Origin of the sequence: Rhodococcus jostii NBRC 16295, from assembly GCF_001894825.1 — a bacterium.
Classification (GTDB): Bacteria; Actinomycetota; Actinomycetes; order Mycobacteriales; family Mycobacteriaceae; genus Rhodococcus_F; species Rhodococcus_F jostii.
This window is the reverse complement of record NZ_BCWY01000014.1, coordinates 97,090-118,928: the sequence shown is the minus strand read 5'-3', so window position 1 is coordinate 118,928 and position 21,839 is coordinate 97,090. Positions and strand designations below refer to the sequence as shown.

19 protein-coding genes and 1 tRNA gene are annotated in these 21,839 nt (G+C 67.2%); 12 read left to right on the top strand and 8 right to left on the bottom strand.

The window, feature by feature from the left end:
• Positions 1-197: 197 nt before the first annotated feature.
• The 7 genes from RJ1_RS12010 to RJ1_RS11980 form a co-directional block, all read right to left on the bottom strand.
• The gene (locus RJ1_RS12010) at positions 198-2,054 is read right to left on the bottom strand and encodes a putative bifunctional diguanylate cyclase/phosphodiesterase (protein WP_073360136.1); all 1,857 of its coding nucleotides are present in this window, start codon (positions 2,052-2,054) and stop codon (positions 198-200) included.
• A 14-nt stretch (positions 2,055-2,068) separates the two neighbouring features.
• Complete coding sequence (locus RJ1_RS12005; protein ID WP_073360135.1) at positions 2,069-4,195, bottom strand: Rv1355c family protein; 2,127 nt, start codon at positions 4,193-4,195, stop codon at positions 2,069-2,071.
• Positions 4,192-4,968, bottom strand: a complete 777-nt coding sequence (locus RJ1_RS12000) for a hypothetical protein (RefSeq protein ID WP_073360134.1) — start codon at positions 4,966-4,968, stop codon at positions 4,192-4,194. Before RJ1_RS12000 ends, RJ1_RS12005 begins: the two co-directional genes overlap by 4 nt.
• Positions 4,969-5,162: 194 nt before the next feature.
• Positions 5,163-5,588 (bottom strand): hypothetical protein, encoded by a 426-nt coding sequence (locus RJ1_RS11995; RefSeq protein ID WP_073360133.1) that lies wholly within the window; start codon positions 5,586-5,588, stop codon positions 5,163-5,165.
• Complete coding sequence (locus RJ1_RS11990; protein WP_073360132.1) at positions 5,585-6,049, bottom strand: GyrI-like domain-containing protein; 465 nt, start codon at positions 6,047-6,049, stop codon at positions 5,585-5,587. The genes RJ1_RS11995 and RJ1_RS11990 overlap by 4 nt, the downstream gene beginning before the upstream one ends.
• Before the next feature lie 358 nt (positions 6,050-6,407).
• A complete protein-coding gene (locus tag RJ1_RS11985) occupies positions 6,408-7,049 on the bottom strand; it encodes a ScbR family autoregulator-binding transcription factor (RefSeq protein ID WP_073360131.1) in 642 nt (213 codons plus the stop codon).
• A gap of 114 nt (positions 7,050-7,163) precedes the next feature.
• Positions 7,164-7,778: a TetR/AcrR family transcriptional regulator gene (locus RJ1_RS11980; protein WP_074873407.1), complete on the bottom strand. Its 615-nt coding sequence runs from the start codon at positions 7,776-7,778 to the stop codon at positions 7,164-7,166.
• A 238-nt stretch (positions 7,779-8,016) separates the two neighbouring features.
• Between RJ1_RS11980 and RJ1_RS11975 the strand changes: the two genes are divergently transcribed.
• From RJ1_RS11975 to RJ1_RS11940, 8 genes are all read left to right on the top strand, one after another.
• Positions 8,017-8,087: transfer RNA gene (locus RJ1_RS11975), tRNA-Gln, on the top strand.
• A gap of 75 nt (positions 8,088-8,162) precedes the next feature.
• Positions 8,163-9,665 (top strand): bifunctional UDP-N-acetylglucosamine diphosphorylase/glucosamine-1-phosphate N-acetyltransferase GlmU, encoded by a 1,503-nt coding sequence (gene glmU, locus RJ1_RS11970; protein WP_073360129.1) that lies wholly within the window; start codon positions 8,163-8,165, stop codon positions 9,663-9,665.
• Positions 9,662-10,642, top strand: a complete 981-nt coding sequence (locus RJ1_RS11965) for a ribose-phosphate diphosphokinase (RefSeq protein WP_005238800.1) — start codon at positions 9,662-9,664, stop codon at positions 10,640-10,642. The genes glmU and RJ1_RS11965 overlap by 4 nt, the downstream gene beginning before the upstream one ends.
• A gap of 71 nt (positions 10,643-10,713) precedes the next feature.
• On the top strand, positions 10,714-11,349 hold the full coding sequence (locus RJ1_RS11960) for a DUF2461 domain-containing protein (RefSeq protein WP_073360128.1): 636 nt from the start codon (positions 10,714-10,716) through the stop codon (positions 11,347-11,349).
• A 264-nt stretch (positions 11,350-11,613) separates the two neighbouring features.
• A complete protein-coding gene (locus tag RJ1_RS11955; RefSeq protein WP_073360194.1) occupies positions 11,614-12,177 on the top strand; it encodes a hypothetical protein in 564 nt (187 codons plus the stop codon).
• 43 nt (positions 12,178-12,220) lie between these two features.
• A complete protein-coding gene (locus RJ1_RS11950; protein WP_005238797.1) occupies positions 12,221-12,607 on the top strand; it encodes a hypothetical protein in 387 nt (128 codons plus the stop codon).
• A gap of 53 nt (positions 12,608-12,660) precedes the next feature.
• A complete protein-coding gene (locus RJ1_RS11945; RefSeq protein WP_073360127.1) occupies positions 12,661-13,881 on the top strand; it encodes a cytochrome P450 in 1,221 nt (406 codons plus the stop codon).
• Positions 13,878-14,456, top strand: a complete 579-nt coding sequence (locus tag RJ1_RS11940; RefSeq protein ID WP_073360126.1) for a TetR/AcrR family transcriptional regulator — start codon at positions 13,878-13,880, stop codon at positions 14,454-14,456. The genes RJ1_RS11945 and RJ1_RS11940 overlap by 4 nt, the downstream gene beginning before the upstream one ends.
• A 78-nt stretch (positions 14,457-14,534) precedes the next feature.
• On the opposite strand, the gene RJ1_RS11935 is transcribed toward RJ1_RS11940, so the two are convergent.
• Entirely contained in the window at positions 14,535-16,025 is a 1,491-nt protein-coding gene (locus tag RJ1_RS11935; RefSeq protein ID WP_073360192.1) for an APC family permease, read from the bottom strand.
• Positions 16,026-16,259: 234 nt separating this feature from the next.
• On the opposite strand from RJ1_RS11935, the gene RJ1_RS11930 reads away from it, so the two are divergent.
• From RJ1_RS11930 to RJ1_RS11915, 4 genes are read left to right on the top strand one after another with little or no spacing between them, the layout of a single operon-like run.
• On the top strand, positions 16,260-18,323 hold the full coding sequence (locus tag RJ1_RS11930; RefSeq protein ID WP_073360125.1) for an acetate--CoA ligase family protein: 2,064 nt from the start codon (positions 16,260-16,262) through the stop codon (positions 18,321-18,323).
• A 34-nt stretch (positions 18,324-18,357) separates the two neighbouring features.
• Positions 18,358-19,188, top strand: coding sequence for an SDR family oxidoreductase (locus tag RJ1_RS11925; RefSeq protein WP_073360124.1), 831 nt, complete (start codon positions 18,358-18,360; stop codon positions 19,186-19,188).
• Positions 19,185-20,618, top strand: a complete 1,434-nt coding sequence (locus RJ1_RS11920) for an aldehyde dehydrogenase family protein (protein ID WP_073360123.1) — start codon at positions 19,185-19,187, stop codon at positions 20,616-20,618. Before RJ1_RS11925 ends, RJ1_RS11920 begins: the two co-directional genes overlap by 4 nt.
• Before the next feature lie 57 nt (positions 20,619-20,675).
• Positions 20,676-21,836, top strand: a complete 1,161-nt coding sequence (locus RJ1_RS11915; protein ID WP_073360122.1) for an acyl-CoA dehydrogenase family protein — start codon at positions 20,676-20,678, stop codon at positions 21,834-21,836.
• Positions 21,837-21,839 lie beyond the last annotated feature (3 nt).

Below are 21,839 nucleotides of genomic sequence, written 5' to 3'. Positions count from 1 at the left end.
ATCCCCCTGCTCCAGTCTTCGACGGTCACATTCCGCGCCGGCCGTCACTTTCAGTGACTTTCCAGCAAACCCCTCGAGAAGTTACCGCAGAACGGCAATTCAAGACAAGAGGTACTGCAGTGTGGGCATAAACATACCGTGAGTCTGTAACGCTGTCTTCTCGGAGCGGTGGACCAGCAAATGCGGCGGCGGGCGACCTACAGCCCGACCTCGATCGCTCCCGCGACCAGCAACTTGCCGATCTTCTCCGCCGAGACCGGACGGCTGAACAGGAAGCCCTGCGCGCGATGGCAACCCATGTCGAGAAGTTGGCGGGCGGAGGCGACGTTCTCGACACCCTCCGCCACCAACTCGAGACCGAACGATTCCGCGAGACCGATGATCGACTTCACGATCGCCCGGTCTTCCGGATTGGTGTCCAGGTTCATCACGAAACCCTTGTCGATCTTCAGCGTCCCCACCGGCAGCGCCTTGAGATGGCTGAGCGAACTGTATCCGGTGCCGAAGTCGTCGATCGCGACCTCCACATCCATCGCATGCAGCCCTTCGAGCGCCTCACGCGTCCACGTCAGATCGCTGAGCACGGCGTTCTCGGTAATCTCCAGGCACAGCGCGCCCTTCCGGAGTTCGAACTCCGACAACGCGTTCGCGACCACGTCCAGAAAGTCCAGACCGGCCAACTGACCCGGCGAGACGTTGACACGGAGAGCCAGATCGAGGTCGGGCACCTGCGACCGCCAGTCGGCCCACTGCCGGCAGGCCTTCCGAATCACCCAGCGCCCGAGTTCCCCTGCCACGTTGGTGGCCTCGGCGACGTCGATGAACGATACCGGCTGCAGTAGCCCGAGCAGCGGGTGATTCCAGCGCACCAATGCCTCGACCCCGATGATCCGGCCGGTCCGCAGGTCGACCTCGGGCTGGTACTCGAGGAAGAGAGATTCGTCGGCGATGGCCGCACGGAGACTGAGCTCGATCATGTTGCGTTTCTCGCTCTCCTCCTGCATCTCGTCCGTGAAGACGCTGATCGCATTCCCGCCTTTGGTCTTCGCGACCATGACTGCCTGGTCCGCCTGGCTGAGGAGAGAACTCGTGGTGGCCTTACCCGGGTTTCCCACCGCGACGCCGATACTGACACTGCGGCTGACGACCTCGCGGCCGAGCCGCACCCGTTCGGTCACGACGTCGCGGATGTGTTGCGCCCGCACCTCGGCCTCCTCCAGGCCGACGGATCCGCCGAGCACGAGCACGAATTCGTCTCCGCCCAGCCTCGAGACGAGATCGTCGGCCCCACTGGTCGATCTGAGCCGGTCCGCGATCGTCGAGATGAAGCCGTCGCCGGCCCCGTGACCGAAGAAGTCGTTGAGCGGCTTCAGTCGGTCCAGGTCGAGGAACAGAATGGCGACCGGCCCGGGTTCGGATGCGGCGAGGCGGGTGTCCAGGTGATGGTAGAGCGCGCGCCGGTTACTGAGCCCGGTGAGGGAATCATGGTCGGCGGAGTAGCGCAACTGCTCCTCGACGACGATGCGTGCCTGGACCTGCGCGAGCAACGCGGCGATCGCCTTGAGGACGTCGACCTCCGGCGGCGTCCAGTCGCGGTCACCGAACTTGATGAAGCCGAGGGTGCCCGTCGTGGTCTCACCCGACAGCAACGGGACGGCCGCGAGCGACACCTGCGGCACGCCGGAGCCCTCGCGGACCCGCTCGTGGTAATCCGGTCCGGACGTCTCCGGCCGGAAGATGGCCACGTCCTTCTGGTGCTCGATCTGGGCGAACGTCGAGTCTGCGTCCTTGAAGTAGACGACGCCGAGCGGGTCGGGGTCGGGGATGACGGGACGGAGCGGGTATTCCGCGATCAGCACGGTCGCCGCGATCTCGTGATCGGTGAATCGGAGAAAGCTGGTATCGACCTCGAAATGCTCCACGAGATCCTGCAGGACACGGGTGGCGACAGGCTTGAACGAGACGGCATCGACAGGTGTCAGCCGGGACGCCACGGTTGTCACCAGGGTCTCGAGCTTCTCGGACTGCTTTTCGGTGTGCTTCTCGGTGTCCACGGGCCCTCCTGTCCTTACGATATCCGCCTTCGGACCCTGTCTGCGCGGCGCTCGCTGCGAACCGACGGTCCAGGCGCGTGGCTGAGCCGAAGCACCATGGCGAGTGCCTCACCTGCCTTCGCCCCGACGACGTCGAACAGTTCCTGCCGTAGCCTCTCCAATGGTGCCGCATATCGTGGTGAGAGTCGTTCGAGTTCCGCTCTTTCCACACCGTAGAGAAACACGGGTGAAATCGGCTGGACAGCGAGCCCGAGCGCCTGCGCGTCGATCCACACGCTCTCGGTCGCCTCTCCGCCGCGCACATAGTCCCGCGGGGTGCTGCCCGGGATCGCGACGACGGCGATCGCCGAACTCGACGCGACGCGGTCCGCGGTGGACTTGCCCAGCGCCCGTCCGCCGTCCTGTGCACCCAGGTGTTCCATGACGTCGGGCCGACGCAGCAGCGCGAGGGTCGACAGTTCCGCGGAATCGAGTTCCAGTGCGCGAACGTCGATGCCGGTCTCGAGCGAATCGATCGGTGGCCACCGCAGTTCGCCGATCATTTCGCGATGCAGGGTCGGCGTGAGGAATCGGATGCGGTCCGACTCCGCCAGAATGGCACCGATCGCCGCGATGTCGTCCCGGTCGGTCACCAGGCAGAGGCGTGCGCCCTCGCGAGATGCCGACTCCGCGAGGAGTCCCGCCTGCGCGTCGTCCAGCGGCCGGGGCACACCCGGCCTGCGGTTGGTGGTCCGGTCGAGCATGTGCTCGTAGCGGTCCGTGAGTTCCGGCTCGCTCCCGCTGCCGAACGTCACCGTGGCGACCGGGAGCCCCGGTTCCCCGTCGTGGACTGTGACGGCACCGAGCAGACCGGCGGCCGACGCGGCGATCCGGGCGTTGTGCAGCGCGGCACCGACCGCGACGTAGCTGCCCCGATACTCGACGTCCATGGCCGTCGTGTGCTCCGGAGCCAGCGAGATACTCAGCCCCTCGACGTCCGCGGTGATCGTCCAGGGCTGGATGTTGCCGCCGGAAGGCGCACGGGCGGCGGCGTTCACGACGGTGTCGACGGCATCGTGCGACACCGCGGCCGCCTCACGACCCTCGGGCTCCTCCCGCGGATCGAGCGGTATCGGCGGATCGGCGAGTGTGTCGAGATGCCCATCCAGATCCATGCGGCACCGACCCGACGCGAGCGGCCGTCCGAGCGCGATGCGCCGCACCGCCACCGCGACCTCCGCACCGCCGAGCAGCACCTCGCCCCCGAGCTGCGGCCAGGTCGAGATGGTTTCGTCCACCTCCACCAGCGACGCCGCCATCGTCGCCGACAGCTCTGCGGCGTCCAGGATCTGGAGGACGAGCGGAATCTTGTCCCGCGAGCCGAGACCGGCGAGCGACTCCACGTCGACGTCGCCGATCACTCCGTGGAAGATGGGGCGATCGGGTTCGAGGTCGAACCGCTCGACGTCCAGCAGGCCCCTGTCGCTGGTGGCCATCAGCACCGGCAGACCCCGGCGACGGGCCTCTCTCCGCAGGGACACCTTGACGTCCAGGGAGTCGCACTCGTCGACCACCACGTCCGTGCCGTCCAGGAATTCGGCGACCGACTCGACGTCGAGCCCGTCCTCCCACAACGTCACTGTGACGTAGGGGTCGATCTCCGCGATGCGGCGGGCGGCCACCACCGCCTTGTTCACGCCGAGGTCCAGAACGCTTCCGGGAACCCGGTTCAGGTTGGACAGTTCGAGGCTGTCGAAGTCCGCGAGCCGCAGGCCGCCGCAGGCCCCTTCCAGGGTGAGGGCCAGCGCGACCGCGTGCCCGACGCTCAGACCGACGATCCCGACTGTCACGTCTCGGAGTCGTTCCTGCTCCTGTGCGGTGACTTTGTTCCGATTGCGGTCCAGCCGCAGCAGCCGGAACGCTGTGGGGCCGAGCAGACGCACCACGGTGCGTCGCCACGAGTAGTACGCCCACACCGGCGTCTCGTCCAGCACGCCGGGATCGGGTGTGGGAACGAGAGTGCGGAGCGTATCCCTCTGGTGTTCGAGTCGATCGACGAAGGCCACCGCGGGGTCGCGGCGGAGACGGTCGAGTGCCGCCGCGTCCTCGGAGTGGCCCTCGTCGAGCAGCAGTGCGGCGTAGTCACCGCGGGATTCGTTCACGAGACGCTCCGCATCGGCCGGACGACGTTTCCTCCCGTCCCCGTCGCGGTGTCCGCCGACGGCGCCGAGCGGGACGTCGTGAGTAACAGTTGGGCCAACTGCATGGATTCGGCGCGGCCCCTGCGCCTACTCCGATCCCACCACATCAGCCGCGTCTCGTAGCGGTCATCCGGGTAGGGCACGGGAGCAATATGGTCGGCCACCACCCCGCCGGAGGACCTCCATGTTTCCAGGACGTGGGCTGCCGCGGTCGCGAGCATGAACTGGACGTCGAGCAGATCCATCGAGAAGGTGGCGAATCGACCCAGTGCGCCGACGAGTTCACCCCGCCTGGCCGCGCCGTCCGCCACCCACGCACCCTTCGCCTCCACTACGCCGAACGGCAACCGGTCTTCGATCATCCGGCGAACGGCAGGGGCTCCGGGATGCGTACCCCATTCCGTGATCGCATGCGCCTGACCAGCGGAAAGGTAAGGACCTTGAATTCGGACGCCCGCCGCGACGGAGCCATTGGGCTCGATCGCGACGAAGAACGCGGCGGTGGTGTCGCCGTCCTGGATTCGTCGGTATTCGAGGGCCTTCTCGGCGCCGTACTTGCGGTAGCCGGTCACGGCGCCCTCGAGATATTCTTCCCACAGCGCCGGCTCGTCGGAGGGCCGGGCAACGACGAAGCGACACTCCGATCGGGGATCCCAGACGCTCAGAGTTCGGTCGAGTATGGTCTCGGGCGACCGTGTGTCGATCTGCGGGCGCGACAGCTGTTCAACTGGCATTGGCTTTCCCATCGGAGTCGGTGCGGCAATTCCGGGGACTCACGGGTTACGTAAAGACCCCAAGAACTGGACACACGAACACCCGGCCACAGCCCCGCGGCTACCCATTTTCCGCGTTTGGTCCGGATTTGTCACCTACGATGCCTCAAATAGGCACTAAAACAAACTTCAGGTCGGTAATTCTGTGGCCTGAATTATGTCAGGGAAATGAACAACTCGACGTTGTTCGGAGCACGAAAGACCTCGATCTCCTCCGCGTAGGCGCGCTCGATGCGCCCCTCCTTCTCTGCCACCTCGGCCTGCATCCACACATCCTCGATGGGGTCGGACGACCGCCCGTCGGGGGTGAACTTCGCAAAATAGCCGGACGGGACGCGCACGAGCACGTCGCCGATCTCGAGGTGATCGAGGTCGATGCAGCGATATCCGATCACAGCGGTCCACCCCAGATCCGGGACCGCGACGTAGACGGTGGTCAGCTCCTCGACACCGCGCAACTGCACGCGCTCGCGCGTGAACTTCATCAGGTCGGTCGCGTGCGCCGACGAACTCAACTCCATACGCGGCAGAACGAGGCCACCGAAATCGGTGGACTCACGCTTGACGATCTCGAAACTCATTGCTGCCCCTGCCTGGTGGCGGGTGGCACTATCGCCACGTACAAATCTATCCCGAAGGCGTGCGGGTAGAACTCGAAATCGCCGGTGTAGGACCGTTGAATCTGATGCGATTCCTCCGCGTCTCGAATCTGCCCCCAGAGGACGTCGAAGAGATCGGGAAACGTGCCGACGGAGGAGAACTTGGCATAAGTTCCGGCGGGAATCCGCGCCACGAGGTGCCCGCGCCCGACCTGGTCGATGGAGGAGCACTCGTAGCCGACGATTTGCGTGAAATACGAATTGATCTCGGCAGCGTGGTCGACGTAGGCGGAGGCCAGCGGCCGATCCACGTTCTGCGCAAGAAGAGTCGACCACGTCTTTTCGAGAGCCTTGTCGCGCGCTTCTCCCAGCGCCCGCTTGGGGCTACGGACAGCCAGCCCAGCGACCAGCGTCTCTTCGCGTTCGACAATGACGAACGGCATCGGGCACCCTCCGATGTCATCGGCTCATTGGGCTTGCAATGTCAGTTATCTTTCGACCACCCGGTAATTCGGGGGACGAAATTTCACAATACATCCTCCGGTATCCACCGTCTGCGTCATTGGTCTCGCAAAACCCCGCGGCGAACCGAGCCCACCATTGCGTCGCAGCAGCAGTCCATTCTCCGGTGGGTCATTAGCCGTTTTGCATGGGAAAGTACATACTCGAGGTCTTTTTCGTGCGGATTAATTGGATTTCAAGTGTGTTTAGCGGAATAGTCGCCATTTGGCTGTGAGGCAGCTAACAATGCGGCAACGAGCAAACACCGTCGCGGAAACCTCTTCCCGCGGAGTCGGTTTGCTAGCGCAGCAGTCGCCGGGAGGCGAACTGGCGGAAATACACGAGCTTCGACGGCTCCACCAGACCGGGAAGAATGAAGTACCAGACGCGCTCCATGCGTCGCGGAAGATCGTCGAATGCACCGGTTGCACTTGCGACGACATGAGCACCCAGCAACGACCCGAGCAGGAAGGTGGACAGCGTTGCGGCAGAGACGTCGTCCTCCGCGAGAACGTCGCCCTCCTCGACGGCTCGCGCCACCATCCGCTCGAAACCCTGCTGCCACGAGGAGACCACGTTGCCGTGCGTCCCCTGGTAGTCACCGATCTCGTGCTGCAGTCGCAACATCGCAGCAACGATCGGATCCGAGCTCGCCGCCTCGATCGCGACGTAGGACAGCGCGACGAGCGCTTCCAGCGCAGGTGTCGGCCCGTCGCTGACGGAGGTCATTCCGGCCGTGAGCCGGATCTGCCCCTCGTCGATGACGCCGCGGGCAAGATCTTCCTTGGAACTGAAGTGGAAGTACAACGCACCTTTGGTCACACCGGACTGCTCGATGATCTCGTTGAGACCCGCGTTCGCGTAGCCCAGGCGTAAGAACACGTCGGCCGCCGCCATGAGGACCGAAGCCCGAGTTACCTCTGCTCGAACCTGTCTCGCCATCGACTGCCTCCCGAACAACCCCCCCGACGGGGCGCGCAAACTCCAGCGAACCCTAGCACTTGACAGGCACAGCCCTCCGGATGTTGAACCGCGAGTCGGAAAACGAGAACACGTTCACCGAGCGGCCGGGTGCGACCGATCAGTGCCCAGCTGCGGATCGGCCTCCAGATTGGTCAACCCGTTCCAGCACAGGTTCACCAGATGCGCGGCGACGACCTCCTTCGGCGGCGTCCGCTCGTCGAGCCACCACGTCGCGGTGGTGGACACCATCCCGACAAGCGCCTGCGCGTAGAGCAGCGCCAGATCCGGATTGAACCCACGCCGCGAGAAGTCACCGGCGAGGATGTGCCCGACTTGGCCGATGGCCTCGTTGAGGAGACTCGAGTAGGTGCCGTCCGGCGCCGCCACCGGAGAGTCGCGGACGAGGATGCGGAATCCGTCGGTGTGCTCCTCCACATAGGTCAGCAACGCCAGCGCCACCCGTTCGACCCGGATCCGGGAACGGTTCTGCTTGAGCGAGGACGTCACCATCTCCAGCAGCCGCGACATCTCCCGATCCACGACCACGGCGTAGAGGCCTTCCTTGCCGCCGAAGTGCTCGTAGACGACGGGCTTGGACACGTGCGCCCGCTGTGCGATCTCCTCGATCGACGTCGCCTCGTAGCCTCGTTCGGCGAACAGGGCGCGACCGATCTCGATCAACTGCTCCCGGCGTTGCGTACCGGTCATCCGGGTGCGCACGACCCTCTCGGGGGTCGCGTCCACGTCCGTGGGTCGGGGCACCGGGGCACCATCCTTTCCTGACACTCGCGACGACGAAGTGTCGCGGGCAGCGCAGAAACACTGCAGGTAGCACCCACTCTATCGGGGAGACCGACACAAATTTCCGCAGCGGTTCGACGGGCGGCGGGTCGGCATGCGAGGATTCTCTCGCGCAAACGGGCGTGACACCCCGTGTGTGTGGCAATCCGCCGTAGTGTAATGGCAGCACCTCTGATTTTGGTTCAGATAGTTCAGGTTCGAGTCCTGGCGGCGGAGCGAAGCGTGCAGAGCGAATTCCTGCAGGTGGAGCTGTCGAGAACAGCAAGAGCAGAACGATCCAGAGGGAGCTTCATGCCAGTGCAGACCGCCGTGGTCGTCCTCGCCGCCGGCGCAGGAACTCGGATGCGGTCGAAGACCCCCAAGGTGTTGCACACCCTGGGTGGACGCACGATGCTGGCGCATTCCCTGCACGCCGCCGCGGAGGTCGATCCGACGCACCTCGTCACCGTCGTCGGTCACGACAAGGAGCGCGTCGGAGTCGCCGTCAGCGCCCTCGAGACCGAACTGGGTCGTCCGATCGCCGTCGCCATCCAGGAAGAGCAGAACGGCACCGGACACGCCGTCGAATGCGGCCTGTCCGCGCTGCCCGCCGATTTCCGCGGGACCGTGCTGGTCACCGCTGCCGACGTCCCCCTGCTCGACGGCCACACCCTGCACGCACTCCTCGACGAGCACCGCGCCGAACCCATCCCCGCGGCGGTCACGGTGCTGACCTTCACCGCTCCCGAGCCCCGGGGCTACGGGCGCATCGTTCGCCGACCCCACGACGGTGAGATCTCCGAGATCGTCGAAGAGGCCGACGCCACCGAGGAGCAGGCGGCCATCACCGAGGTCAACGCCGGTGTGTACGCATTCGACGCAGAGTTCCTGCGCTCCGCGCTCGGGCAGCTCAACGCGGACAACGCGCAGGGTGAGCTGTACCTGACCGACGTCGTCAAGATCGCCCGCGAAGCAGGCGCCCCCGTCTTCGCCGCCCACCTGTCCGACTCCGCGAAGGTCGCCGGCGCCAACGATCGAGTCCAGTTGTCCCGGCTGGCCGCCGAGCTCAACCGCCGCACCGTCGAGCACTGGATGCGCGCCGGAGTCACCGTCGTCGATCCGTCGACCACCTGGATCGACGTCGGCGTGACGCTCGGTCGCGACGTCACGATCCATCCGGGCGTGCAACTGCTCGGCACCACCGCGGTGGGCGAGGACGCCGTCGTCGGCCCCGACACCACCCTGACCGACGTGTCGGTGGGCGAGGGCGCCAGCGTCGTGCGGACCCACGGTTCGGAATCGACCATCGGCGCCGGCGCCACCGTCGGCCCGTTCTCCTACCTGCGACCCGGCACCGTCCTCGGTGCGTCCGGCAAGCTCGGCGCCTTCGTCGAGACGAAGAACGCCGACATCGGGGCGCACTCCAAAGTTCCTCACCTGACCTACGTGGGCGACGCCACGATCGGCGAGCACAGCAACATCGGTGCGTCGAGCGTGTTCGTCAATTACGACGGCGTTGCCAAGAGCCGTACGGTGGTGGGGTCGCACGTCCGGACCGGGTCGGACACCATGTTCGTCGCCCCGGTACAGGTCGGTGACGGTGCTTACACCGGCGCCGGCACGGTGCTGCGTTTCGACGTACCACCGGGGGCACTCGCGGTCTCCGGCGGGAAGCAGCGCAATATTGACGGCTGGGTGCAACGAAATCGGCCCGGTACCGCCGCCGCCGAGGCGGCGTCCGCCGCGGGACTGCACCACAGTTCAGATCTGCACGAAACCGAGAAGCAAGATTTAAAGGATGGCATAGAGCAGTGACCGCGAATTGGATCGACAACCAGAAGAACCTCATGCTGTTTTCTGGTCGCGCGCATCCGGAGCTGGCCGAACAGGTGGCGAAGGAACTCGACGTGCGGGTCACCCCGCAGACTGCCCGTGACTTCGCGAACGGCGAGATCTTCGTCCGTTTCGAGGAGTCGGTCCGCGGCTCCGACGCCTTCGTGCTGCAGAGCCACCCGGCCCCGCTGAACACGTGGGTGATGGAACAGCTGATCATGATCGACGCACTCAAGCGCGGATCGGCCAAGCGCATCACCGCGATCCTGCCGTTCTACCCGTACGCCCGCCAGGACAAGAAGCACCGCGGCCGTGAGCCCATCTCGGCTCGCCTGATCGCCGACCTCCTGAAGACGGCCGGAGCCGACCGCATCATCACGGTCGACCTCCACACCGACCAGATCCAGGGCTTCTTCGACGGCCCCGTCGACCACATGCACGCCCAGGGCCAGCTCGCCGAGTACATCCGCGGCAACTACGGCACCGAGAACATCGCCGTCGTCTCCCCCGACTCCGGCCGCGTCCGCGTCGCCGAGAAGTGGGCCGACACCCTCGGCGGAGCGCCGCTGGCGTTCATCCACAAGACGCGCGACCCGCTGGTGCCCAACCAGGTGAAGTCCAACCGCGTGGTCGGTGACGTCGAAGGCCACACCTGCATCCTGATCGACGACATGATCGACACCGGTGGAACCATCGCCGGCGCCGTGAAGATCCTCAAGGAGGCCGGTGCGGGCGACGTGATCATCGCCGCCACGCACGGTGTCCTGTCCGATCCTGCGGCCGAGCGCCTCGCCGCGTGTGGTGCCAAGGAAGTCATCGTCACCAACACGCTCCCGATCGACGAGTCGAAGAAGTTCCCGACCCTCACGGTGCTGTCCATCGCGCCGCTGCTGGCTCGCACCATCAAGGAAGTTTTCGAGAACGGCTCGGTCACGTCGCTGTTCAACGGCAACGCCTAGGCGCTTCGCGCCTGTGAGTGGTTGACGAGTCTCTGGACTCGTCAACCACTCACAGGCGTAGCCTTGCCCGTGTGTTCACCGGGATCCCCACCGCTGCTCTCGACTTCTACGAGGACCTCGAGGCAGACAACAGCAAGAGCTTCTGGACCGCGCACAAGGCCGTCTACGACGACTCGGTGCGCGCGCCCATGACCGCACTGCTCGCGGACCTCGAGCCGGAGTTCGGCGCGGGCAAGGTGTTTCGCCCCTACCGTGACGTGCGGTTCTCGAAGGACAAGACGCCCTACAAGACCCATCAGGGCGGATTCGTCGAGACACGCCCCGGGGTCGGGTATTACGTGCAGATCGACGCGGCCGGACTGTTCGTCGCGGGCGGTTTCTACTCGCACACCCCGCTGCAGGTCGGCCGCTTCCGGGATGCCGTCGACGACGACCGCAGGGGCCGTGAACTCGTCAAGCTCGTGAAGAAGGTGCGGTCGGCGGGTTTCGAGATCGGCGGAGACACGCTCAAGACTCGTCCGCGCGGCGTCGCCGAGGATCACCCGCGGCTCGATCTGATGCGTCACAAATCCCTCACTGCCAGCCGGACCTACCTGTCCCCAGACTGGATCGAAACTCCCCGCGCCGCTGACGAAGTGCGCACCGCCTGGCGTTCGATGCACCCGCTCGTCGAGTGGCTGACCACGGTCATCGGCGCCGGAGAATGAAACTTACCGGTCGGGAAATGATGTGTGGGACACAGCGTTTGCGCAGCACTTCGAGCGCCTCGGCATGATCTTCGTCACGCTGGGCCGCAGAACCGCAGGTCGTACTTACGGCGATGTGACTCGCGCGCCCGAATTCCCCTACTGTGGCTCGTCGTGATCGACGCGCAGACTCTCTCCGGCCCTATCGATATCGCTGCAATTCGAAACGTCCGGCGTTGGTCGCCGGGGGCGTGCGTGTGGTGCGGAGATGACAACGCCGTCGAGATGTTCCGTAACGAACCTCGCTGTGGCACTTGCCGCGAGAAGGAATCGGTCATCGACGAGGCCCGCCGCTTCCTCGGCATGTACGGCCTGCGTCCGCTCGGTGGCACGTTGCAGTCCGACGACGACGAGGAGCGCGAGCACCGGGTCAACGCCCGCGATGCCCGCCGCGACCTCAACGAGATGAAGCTCGCGGAACTTCCCGACCCGGCGGCCGTCCGCAAGGCCCTGCGTCCCCGGGCTGCGAGCGTGGTGTCGGAGCCGCGTAGCAGCGCGCATTCGGGAACGTCGTCCGCGACCACCTCGAGCCGTCCGAGCGCGTCTCGCACGTCCGCCACACCGCCGGTCGCACCGGTGCGTACCGACGCCGTCGATGTCGCCGCACTGGAAACGCGAGTCACGGGTCTGCTCGAACAGCTCTCGTCCATCGACGCCCAGATGAATCTCATCGGCGAGCCGGCCGGCCTCGCCGCGCGTGCCCGGATCAGCGACCTCGAGAAGCAGCGCGCCACGGTACTCCGCACTCTCGCGGCCCTGGAGAAGGCGCGGATCGCCGCCGGCCAGTAGGCCGCACTTTTCGGGCTGCGGCCGGGTGATACTCTCGCCCTTCATGCAGCCCGCCTCCTCACCCACCGCGCTTGTCATCGACGCGAAGAAGCCGCCGATGGGCCCGATGCTGGTGACGCCCAACGCCCGCATCAACGGCTATCCTGTGCCGCTGCGGTGGGGCCACAACGTCATTCCGGCACCTCCCGGTGTGCATCACATCCAGATCTCCGTCCCGTGGATCGTGGAGCAGGGCAAGGCGCAGATCACCGTCGACAACCGGTACCACCCGGCTCCCCCGGTGTACTACGCGTCGCCGTTCAGCAGTTTCAGCAAGGGCGCCATCGATCATCGGCCGGTGAAGAATCCGGGACTGCTGGGGCTGCTGCTCATCCTCACACCGGTACTCGTCCTGATCCTCGCCGTCGTGGCCTTCGCCCTGTTCGGCTAGGGGTCGCGCCTCGCGCCATTGACACTTCTGCCGAAGTGTCTCACCATCGATACATGACCGCACATGTGTCGAGCGTCTCATTCGTACCCAGGTCCGGAGAATCGTGGCGTGCCCCCTGGCAGATGTACGCCGACCTGCGCGACCACGACCCCGTCCACCACGTCGTCCCCGAGGGCGCACCGGAGAACGACTACTGGGTGCTGTCCCGGCACGCCGACGTCTATGCGGCGGCCCGGGACGCCGAGACGTTCTCCTCCGCCGCCGGCCTCACCACGACGTACGGCGAGCTGGAGAAGATCGGGCTGCAGGACAATCCGCCGCTGGTGATGCTCGACCCACCCGACCACACCGCGTTCCGGCGTCTCGTCTCGAAGGGATTCACCCCGCGGCAGGTCACCGCCGTCGAGCCTGCGGTCCGGGCGTTCGTGGTGGAGCGCATCGAGCGGCTGCGCGAAGCCGGCGAGGGCGATGTGGTGAAGGAGCTGTTCAAGCCGCTACCGAGCATGGTCGTCGCCCACTACCTCGGTGTCCCCGAGGCAGATCGGGCACAGTTCGACGGCTGGACCGAAGCGATCGTCGCGGCGAACGCGCAGGGCGACACGCTGCAGGCGTCGGGCGCCGTCACCGATCTGATGGGGTACTTCACCACCCTGATCGAGCGGCGCCGCACCGATCCCGAGGACGACACCATCTCGCACCTCGTCGCGAGCGGCATGGGGGCCGACGGCGACGTCACCGGACTCCTGTCGATCCTCGGTTTCGCGTTCACGATGGTCACCGGCGGCAACGACACCACCACCGGGATGCTCGGCGGCGCCGTCCAGTTGCTCACCCACCACCGGGAGCAGAGACGGGATCTGATCGAACACCCGGAGTTGATCGGTGACGCGGTCGAGGAATTGCTGCGACTCACGTCCCCCGTCCAGGGCCTCGCCCGCACGACGACCCGGGATGTCGAGATCGAGGGCACCCTCGTTCCCGCGGGCCGGAAGGTGTTCCTGCTGTACGGTTCCGCGAACCGCGACCCCCGCCGGTTCGGACCGCACTCCGAGGACCTGGATGTGCGTCGCGCGCCGAAGCAGATCCTCACCTTCAGTCACGGGGCCCACCACTGTCTCGGAGCGGCCGCCGCGCGCATGCAGGCCCGGATCGCACTGGAGGAACTGCTGGCGCGGTGCCCCGACTTCACCGTCGACATCGATGCCGTCCGCTATGCCGAGGGGAACTACGTGCGCCGGCCGACGAGCGTCCCGTTCCGGGCGCGTGAAGCATGAACGCCGATTGGATGCGCGACGAACGCCCCCGCCTCGCCGCAGAGCGGATCCTCGACGTCGCCGCTCAGCTGTACGTCGAGAACGGCATCGCCGCGGTCGGTATGGCCGAGGTCGCCCGTGCGGCCGGATGTTCGCGCGCCACGCTGTACCGGTATTTCGACAGCAGGCAGGCGCTTCAGCTGGCGTTCGTCCACCGCGAGGCCCGGCGGATCGGCACGCTGGTCGCGGAAGAGGTGTCCGGGACCGGTGATCCGAAGGACGTGATCGTCGACGCGATGCTGACGGCGATCCGGCTGGTGCGCGCGGACCCGACGCTGGCCGCGTGGTTCCAGCTCGGCGACTCCGGGCTCGCGGCACAGATCGCGCATTCGTCGGAAGTCATCGAGTCGCTGGGCGCCGCCTTCCTGGGGCAGGCGGGGTTCACGGGCGAGGAGTCGTCCCGCCGGGCGCGGTGGCTCGTCCGCGTCATCGTCTCCCTGCTCACGGTCCCGGGCGTCGACGACACCGACGAACGCACGATGCTCGAGCAGTTCGTCGCACCCACACTCGCCGGCCACGATGCGGGACGCGCCTGACGGTCTTGCTGCCGTACGAACGGGACGCTCGTTCGATCTGTCGCAACGAGCGTCCCGTTCGTACGGGGCAGGCCACCGTCAGCGGACCACACCGGCCCTCTCGTCCGCATCGACCTCGAGCGTCGTCTTCCGGTCCGACTCACCGATCCTCGCGAAGACGAGGGGCTTGCGCAGTCGCAGGTAGCAGTACAGGGCGAGGTAGCCGAGCACGGTCGCGAAGAAGATCCACGCCACCACGCCCCGCGCACCGGACGGGAACGGGTTGAAGCTGTACCAGTAGACGAGGACCGACCCGAGCGCGGCGAGGACGGTCGCGAGTCCGATGCCCAGGCGCAGCGAGCGTGACCGCACCGCGCAGTACCCGGCGGCGAGAGCGGTGAGACCGTAGGCGGCGATCAGCATGTACCCGGCGTATGTCCCGAGCAGGCCGTAGGACGTCTCCGCGGTGGTGACCAGGACGCCGAGCAGTCCCGCCACCAGATAGATGACGCCGAGGGTCGTCACCGCACCGACCGGGGTGCTGTGCCGGGTACTGACGTTGCCGAGGCGGGCGGGCAGCAGACCATCGCGGGCCAGGGTGTACACCGTCCGGCTGGTGCCTGCCATGACCCCGAGGGTGGAACCGAAGAAGCTGATGGCGACACCGATGTCGATCAGGTAGCCGAGCCACCCGACGTCGTTGTGCTCCGCAAGGGTGTCGAGGGGTGCGTTCATGTTGTCGATCGGCAGCCCGCGGAACCCGAGCACGATGATGTAGGTGGCGACGATGTAGAGAACACCGCAGGCCAGCACCGAGCCGACGATGGCGAAGCTGATGGCGCGCTTGGGGTGACGCGCCTCCCGCCCCAGCGTGGCGGCGTGGTCGAAACCGGCGAGGGAGAACACGGAGAAGCCGGCGGTCGCGAGAATCGCAGTGGCGCTGAAGCCGTGGAAGTCGAACTGCCGACTGTCGATCGGGCCGGTATCCGAGTTCGCGAGGACCACGACGAGGAGCACGACGATCACTGCCACCGTGAGGAATTCGATCAGCAGCAGCAGCTTCGCCGACAGCTTCACCTCGCGAAGATTCAGTGCCGTCACCGCGACCGCGACGGCTGCGGCGCAGATCCCGAGGTTCCACGTGCTCGCGGGCAGACCGACCTTCTGCAGGAACGCGTCGAGGTAGATCGCCGAACCGATCACGCAGGCGGGTCCCGCGACGAGCGATGACGCGAGGTGGGTCACCATGACGAAGAATCCGGCCGGCTTCCCTGCCCCGCGGGCGGCGAGCCCGTACGTTCCTCCGGTGGTGGTGAAGCGCTTGGCCAGCCAGCCGATGCCTCCGGCGAACCCGAGAACCAGGACCGAGGTCACCGCCCAGGTGATCCAGCTGAGATTGCCGGCGATCGTGACGACCACTCCGATCGCGAGGGCCAGCGTGGACGCGGGCGCCAGGATGCCGAGCGACACACCGAACACCGCCCAGGTCGGGAGGATTCCGCGCGGCAGCTGACCGTCCTCGGCGTCGGTGATTCCCGCCGAGGACGTCATCGCGTCCTCCGTGGTCGATCCATCGTGCACAGTCTTCATGAACACTCCTCGCGGATGGCAGGACAGAGGCTGTCGAATAGTTGGCTGGTGGGCCAGTTATGAATCATCGTGAGGGCGATCACACTCGATGTCAAGAGCGCGACGACTTCCCGGCGGCACGGACCGGGCCGCGAGAGGTGGGTTGACAGTCACTGTGAGTGCCACCACAATCTAAATTGACTGATGCGCCAGTTATCTATTTTCCGATCGACGCGAGATCGAGGAGAGTCCCCTATGACCACTGTGGTGGCCGAGTCCGTCACACAACTGAGCGTGTTCTCCGACCCTGCCGCGGTAGCCGTCGTCGGCGCCTCCGCAGACCCCGCGAAATGGGGCTACTGGCTGGCGAGCGGCGCCCTCACCGGCGCGCATCGCCGCCGGGTCCATCTGGTCAACAGGAGAACCGACACCCTTCTCGACAACCGATGCCATCCCAGCCTGTCCGCGCTCCCCGAGGTCCCGGATCTCGTCGCGCTCTGCGTGCCCGCGCCGTTCGTCTCGGACGTGGTGGACGAAGCCCTCGCCCTCGGCGTCCGCGGATTCCTCGGCATCACATCCGGTGTTCCCGCCGAAGCCGAACTCGCGGAACGGATCCGCAGTGCCGGAGCGCGGCTCGTCGGCACCAACAGCCTCGGCATCTACGACAGCGCCACCGACCTCTCACTGGCCTGGGGGCGGTTCACCCCTGGCCCGCTCGCCATCGTCTCGCAGAGCGGGCAGCTCGGCTCCGAACTCGCCACACTCGGCGCCCGCCACGGGGTGGGAGTCTCCCGGTTCGTCTCGGTCGGCAACCAGTCCGACGTCACCGCCGCCGAACTGCTCGCCGATCTCGGCAGCCACGACCCGACCCGGGTGATCGCACTGTACCTCGAAAGCTTCAGCGACGGTGAATCACTGTTCCGGACTCTGCGCGCCCTCCGGGACACCGGACGGCCGACACTGCTGCTGACGGTGGGTGCCAGCGCGGCGAGCACTCGCCTCGCCCGTTCCCACACCGGCTCGCTCACGTCGGCCACCGACGTCGTGGACGCGGCCTGCCGCGCGGCCGGAGTGCTCCGGGTGAACACTCCCGACGAGCTGATCACGGTGGCCCGGGCTTTCCTCTCCACGACAGTTCCCGCCGGCAACCGCGTCGCCATCGTGGGCGACAGCGGCGGTCAGTGCGCGATCGCCGCGGACGTGACGAGCGCGAGCCCGCTCACCGTCCCCGACCTCTCGCCCGCCCTCGCCGAATCCCTTGCCGCGCAACTGCCACCGGGAGCGGCCACCAGCAACCCCGTCGACCTCGCCGGGGCCGGGGAGCAGGATCTGGGAAGCTACGCGAGCGTCGTCGAAGAACTTCTCCGTGCCGACGAGTCGGACGCGGTCGTGCTGACCGGATACTTCGGCTGCTACGCACGCGACGCCCCCACCCTCGCCGAGCGTGAAGCGGCCGTGGCCGAACGGATCGGGCGGGTGTCCGCCGAGACCGGCAAACCCGTCGTGGTGCACACCATGGCTCCGGAATCGATTACGGCACAGGCATTGTGGCGGCACGGCGTGCCCGTGTACGACACGATCGATTCCGCTGTCCGCGCCCTGTCCGGACTGTCCCGCCTGCGGCAGCCGCGGCCTGCCCACACACCTCCGACCACGGACGTTCCACAAGGACAGCTTCGGGCCGGATACTGGCCTGCGCGTGAGCTTCTCACTGTACTAGGCGTCTCCTTTCCCGACGGCGGAGTGGTACGCACCGCCGAGGAAGCCCGCGAACTGGCAGGTCGTCTACGGGCTCCCTTCGTCCTCAAGGCGAGCTGGCTCGAGCACAAGAGCGAATCGGGCGGCGTCGTGGTCGGTATCGACGGCCCCGAACATTTGCTGCGCACCTTCCACGACATGCGCGCACGGCTCGGCGACGGCGACTACGTGGTGGAGGAGCAGGACACTCGGCAGGACGTCGTGGAGATCCTCGTCGGCGCCCGCCGCGATCCCGACCTCGGCCCCGTGATCGTGGTGGGGGCCGGCGGCACCGAAACCGAGGTGCTCCAGGACATCGGCCTCGAAGCCGCGCCCGTCGGCCCCGAGGATGCTCGTGCGATGCTCGAAGGCCTGCGCTGCCTGCCGCTTCTCCGTGGGTGGCGGGGACGGCCCGCGGTGTCGATCGACAGCCTGGTCGAGGTGATCACGGGTGTGTCCCGGTTGATCTCGGCGCGCTCCGACATCGCCGAGATCGAACTGAATCCCGTCCGCGTCGCCCCGGGCGGAGCACTCACGGTCGACGCACTCGTCGTGGCCGCCGATCCGTCCCCCGCCCCGTGAGTCCACACCCCACGACAGCAAGGAGAAGAATGCGATGACCCAGACCCACTCCCCCGGCCTCGTCCCGAACACGGCCGACGAATTCCAGGATCGTGTCGCCGTCGTGACGGGTGGCGGATCCGGTATCGGACGCGCCGTCGCGGTGCGGTGGGCGGCGGCCGGTGGAACCGTCGTCGTCCTCGGGCGCAGGCAGAATGCGCTGGAGGACACCGTCCGGTCGGCCGAACGCGTCGGCGGGAAAGCCGAAGCGGTGGTGTGCGACGTGCGGGACGCCGACGCCGTGGACGTGGCGATCGACGGAGTGGTCGATCGCCACGGCCGGCTCGATGCGCTCGTCAACAACGCCGCCGGAAACTTCGTGGTGCCCAGCGAGGATCTCTCCCCGGGCGGATGGAGGGCCGTCGTGGACATCGTCCTGAACGGCACCTTCTATTGCACCCGCGCGGCCGGTCGCCACATGCTCGCCGCCGGCCGCGGCACCATCCTCAACACCATCGCCAGCTACGCCTGGCACGGTCATCCCGGCACCGTGCACAGCGCCGCGGCCAAGGCGGGGGTCGTCGCGATGACGCGCACCCTGGCCGTGGAATGGGGTGGTCGCGGTGTCCGGATCAACTGCATCGCACCCGGACCGACCGAGACCGAAGGTGCCGGCGCCGCCTTGTGGCCCACCGAACAGGACCGCGCCCGGGTACTGTCCAGCGTCCCCGCGGCCCGCTTCACGACGCCGGAGGAGGTCGCCGAATCCGCCGCCTTCCTGCTCAGCGACCGGTCCGGCTACGTCACCGGGGAGGTCCTCGTCACGGATGGTGGCCAGTGGCTCGGCAAATCGGTGTACACCGATTCGCGAGCGGCGGCGCGATGACCTCCACGATGCACACCGCGTGGGACCGCGACTCGATCCTCGTCGGCGGCGACTGGATTCCCGTCCCGGACGGCACGGACGTGCACGACCCGGCCACCGAGTCCGTGATCGGCAGGTCCGCATCGGCCGGTCCCACCCACGTCGATGCTGCGGTCGCGGCGGCAGGCTCCGCCGGAGCCACCTGGGGTGCACGCACTCCCGAGCAACGAGCCGAAGCCCTCGACAACCTCTGCACCGAGCTGCGGGCCAGGAGGCAGCTGCTCGTCGACACCACGGTCGCGGAGGTGGGAGCCCCGGTCTCTGTGGCCGAGGACGCGCACATCGACCTCGGCATCGAGATCCTCGAGTCGTATGCCCGGCTGGCCCGCGACCTTCCCTTCCGGGAACAGCTGGATCATTCGCTGGTGCTGCGTCGACCCGCGGGTGTCGTCGCCTGCATCACGCCGTGGAACTACCCCTTCTACCAGCTCGCGGCCAAGGTGGGAGCTGCTCTCGCGGCGGGATGCACCACCGTCGTCAAGCCCGCCGAACTCACGCCGCTGTCCACCTACCTGTTCGCCGATGCCGCCCTCGCCGCGGGACTTCCCCCGGGCGTCGTGAACCTCGTACCGGGCAGCGGCCGAACGGTCGGGGCGGCGCTCGCCGGCCATCCCGGCGTCGACGTGGTGTCCTTCACCGGCTCCACCGCCGTGGGCCGGGGCGTCGCGCACGCGGCCGCGGAGTCGCTGAAGCGTGCGTGCCTCGAACTCGGCGGCAAGTCGGCCAGTGTGGTGCTGGGCGACGCGCCTCTGCACAGGGCTGTCACCGCGACCGTCGACGCCGCGATGCTCAATTCCGGTCAGACGTGCAGCGCGTGGACCCGGCTCCTCGTGCCGCGCGCCCGGTACGAGGAGGCCGTCGCACTCGCCGCCGACCACGCCGACACGCTGCGAGTGGGCGATCCGTGGGACCGCGCGACGCAACTCGGCCCGGTGATCTCCGCCGCGCAGCGACGATCGATCGCCGAGACCGTCGACGCCGCGATCGCCGGCGGGGCCCGACTGGCGGCCGGAGGCACCGGTCTTCCCGACGGCCTCGAACGCGGCCACTATCTGCGACCGACCGTGATCGCCGATGTCGGACCGCACGACCCCGTCGTGCGCGAAGAGATCTTCGGACCCGTCCTGGTCGTCCTCCCCCACGACGGCGACGAGGACGCGGTCCGGCTCGCCAACGACAGCGACTACGGACTCGGCGGAGCCGTGTGGTCGGCCGACCCGGAGCGGGCGCTGGGCGTCGCGGCCCGGATGGACACCGGTCAGGTCGACGTCAACGGCGCCGCGTTCAACCCCGAGGCGCCGTTCGGCGGCTGGAAGTCCTCCGGTCTCGGTCGGGAACTCGGCCGGGCCGGCGTCGAGGAGTTCACCGAACTGACGGCCGTGCAGCGCTGACCCGCCGCACCCCACAACCCATACCGACACAGCCACATCGGAAGCGAAGGAACCCCTATGACCACCACCAATATCCCTGCCTGGCCCCTGACCGACGAGCAGAAGCAGATCATCGAGCTGTGCCGCGACTTCGCGCAGAAAGAGATCCGGCCCCGCGGACGGGAGGTCGACGAGGCGGATGTCGTCACCCCGGTCGACATCTTCGCGAAGGCAGCCGCGGTGGGCATCACCGACTTCATGATCCCCGAGGAGTTCGGCGGAGGCGGCATGGGCGACGTGTTCACCCAGTGCCTGGTGCAGGAGGAGCTCTGCTGGGGTGACCCCGGCATCGGAAACCTCGTGTGCTCCAACGGCTTCTTCTCCGATCCGATCATGGTGCTCGGCACCGAGGAGCAGAAGAAGCAGTGGCTCGGACCCCTCACCGGGCCGAACGCCCCGATGACCTCACTGGCCACCACCGAACCGGGATCCGGCTCGGATGCGGCGTCGATCGTCACCACGGCCGCACGCGTCGACGGCGGCTACCGGATCACCGGGCAGAAGGCGTGGATCTCCAACGCCGGCGCCGCCCAGTTCTACGTCGTGTTCGCGAAGACCGACCGCACGCAGCGGTCCGGCGGCGTCTCGGCGTTCCTGATCGAGAAGGGGGCCGAGGGAATGACGTTCGGTGAGCCGATGAAGAAGATGGGACAGCGCGCCATCGTGTGCCGGGAGATCTTCTTCGACAACGTGTTCGTCCCCGAGGAGAACCGTCTCGGCGAGGAAGGGCAGGGCTTCTACGGGCTGATGGGCACGTTCGACATCTCCCGGGTGGTGCTCGGGGCGGCCGCCGTCGGCGCCGCCCGCGCCGCCTACGAGTACGCCCTCGACTACGCCAAGTCGCGCAAGCAGTTCGGCGTGCCGATCATCGAACACCAGGCGGTCGCGTTCCGGCTGGCCGACATGGCGACGAGGATCGAATCCGCCCGGTTGCTCGTCCACCACGCCGCCCGCATCATCGACAGCGGCGGAAACGCCCGCGGCATCGCCGCCATGGCCAAGTTGACCGCATCCGAGACCGCCATGTTCGTCACCCATGCGGCCGTGCAGACGCTCGGCGGGTGGGGGTATTCCCGCGAGTATCCCGTCGAGCAGTGGATGCGCGACGTCAAACTGGAGGAGATCGAGGAAGGCACCTCCGACATCATGAAGCTCGTCATTTCCCGAAACCTGGACTGACGG

Bases quoted from the DNA above. Each gene is read 5' to 3' on its own strand.
- RJ1_RS12000 (WP_073360134.1), bottom strand. From the start codon at position 4,968: ATGCCAGTTGAACAGCTGTCGCGCCCGCAGATCGACACACGGTCGCCC.
- RJ1_RS11995 (WP_073360133.1), bottom strand. From the start codon at position 5,588: ATGAGTTTCGAGATCGTCAAGCGTGAGTCCACCGATTTCGGTGGCCTC.
- RJ1_RS11990 (WP_073360132.1), bottom strand. From the start codon at position 6,049: ATGCCGTTCGTCATTGTCGAACGCGAAGAGACGCTGGTCGCTGGGCTG.
- RJ1_RS11985 (WP_073360131.1), bottom strand. From the start codon at position 7,049: ATGGCGAGACAGGTTCGAGCAGAGGTAACTCGGGCTTCGGTCCTCATG.
- RJ1_RS11980 (WP_074873407.1), bottom strand. From the start codon at position 7,778: ATGACCGGTACGCAACGCCGGGAGCAGTTGATCGAGATCGGTCGCGCC.
- glmU (WP_073360129.1), top strand. From the start codon at position 8,163: ATGCCAGTGCAGACCGCCGTGGTCGTCCTCGCCGCCGGCGCAGGAACT.
- RJ1_RS11955 (WP_073360194.1), top strand. From the start codon at position 11,614: ATGTTCCGTAACGAACCTCGCTGTGGCACTTGCCGCGAGAAGGAATCG.
- RJ1_RS11950 (WP_005238797.1), top strand. From the start codon at position 12,221: ATGCAGCCCGCCTCCTCACCCACCGCGCTTGTCATCGACGCGAAGAAG.
- RJ1_RS11945 (WP_073360127.1), top strand. From the start codon at position 12,661: ATGACCGCACATGTGTCGAGCGTCTCATTCGTACCCAGGTCCGGAGAA.
- RJ1_RS11940 (WP_073360126.1), top strand. From the start codon at position 13,878: ATGAACGCCGATTGGATGCGCGACGAACGCCCCCGCCTCGCCGCAGAG.
- RJ1_RS11935 (WP_073360192.1), bottom strand. From the start codon at position 16,025: ATGAAGACTGTGCACGATGGATCGACCACGGAGGACGCGATGACGTCC.
- RJ1_RS11930 (WP_073360125.1), top strand. From the start codon at position 16,260: ATGACCACTGTGGTGGCCGAGTCCGTCACACAACTGAGCGTGTTCTCC.
- RJ1_RS11925 (WP_073360124.1), top strand. From the start codon at position 18,358: ATGACCCAGACCCACTCCCCCGGCCTCGTCCCGAACACGGCCGACGAA.
- RJ1_RS11920 (WP_073360123.1), top strand. From the start codon at position 19,185: ATGACCTCCACGATGCACACCGCGTGGGACCGCGACTCGATCCTCGTC.
- RJ1_RS11915 (WP_073360122.1), top strand. From the start codon at position 20,676: ATGACCACCACCAATATCCCTGCCTGGCCCCTGACCGACGAGCAGAAG.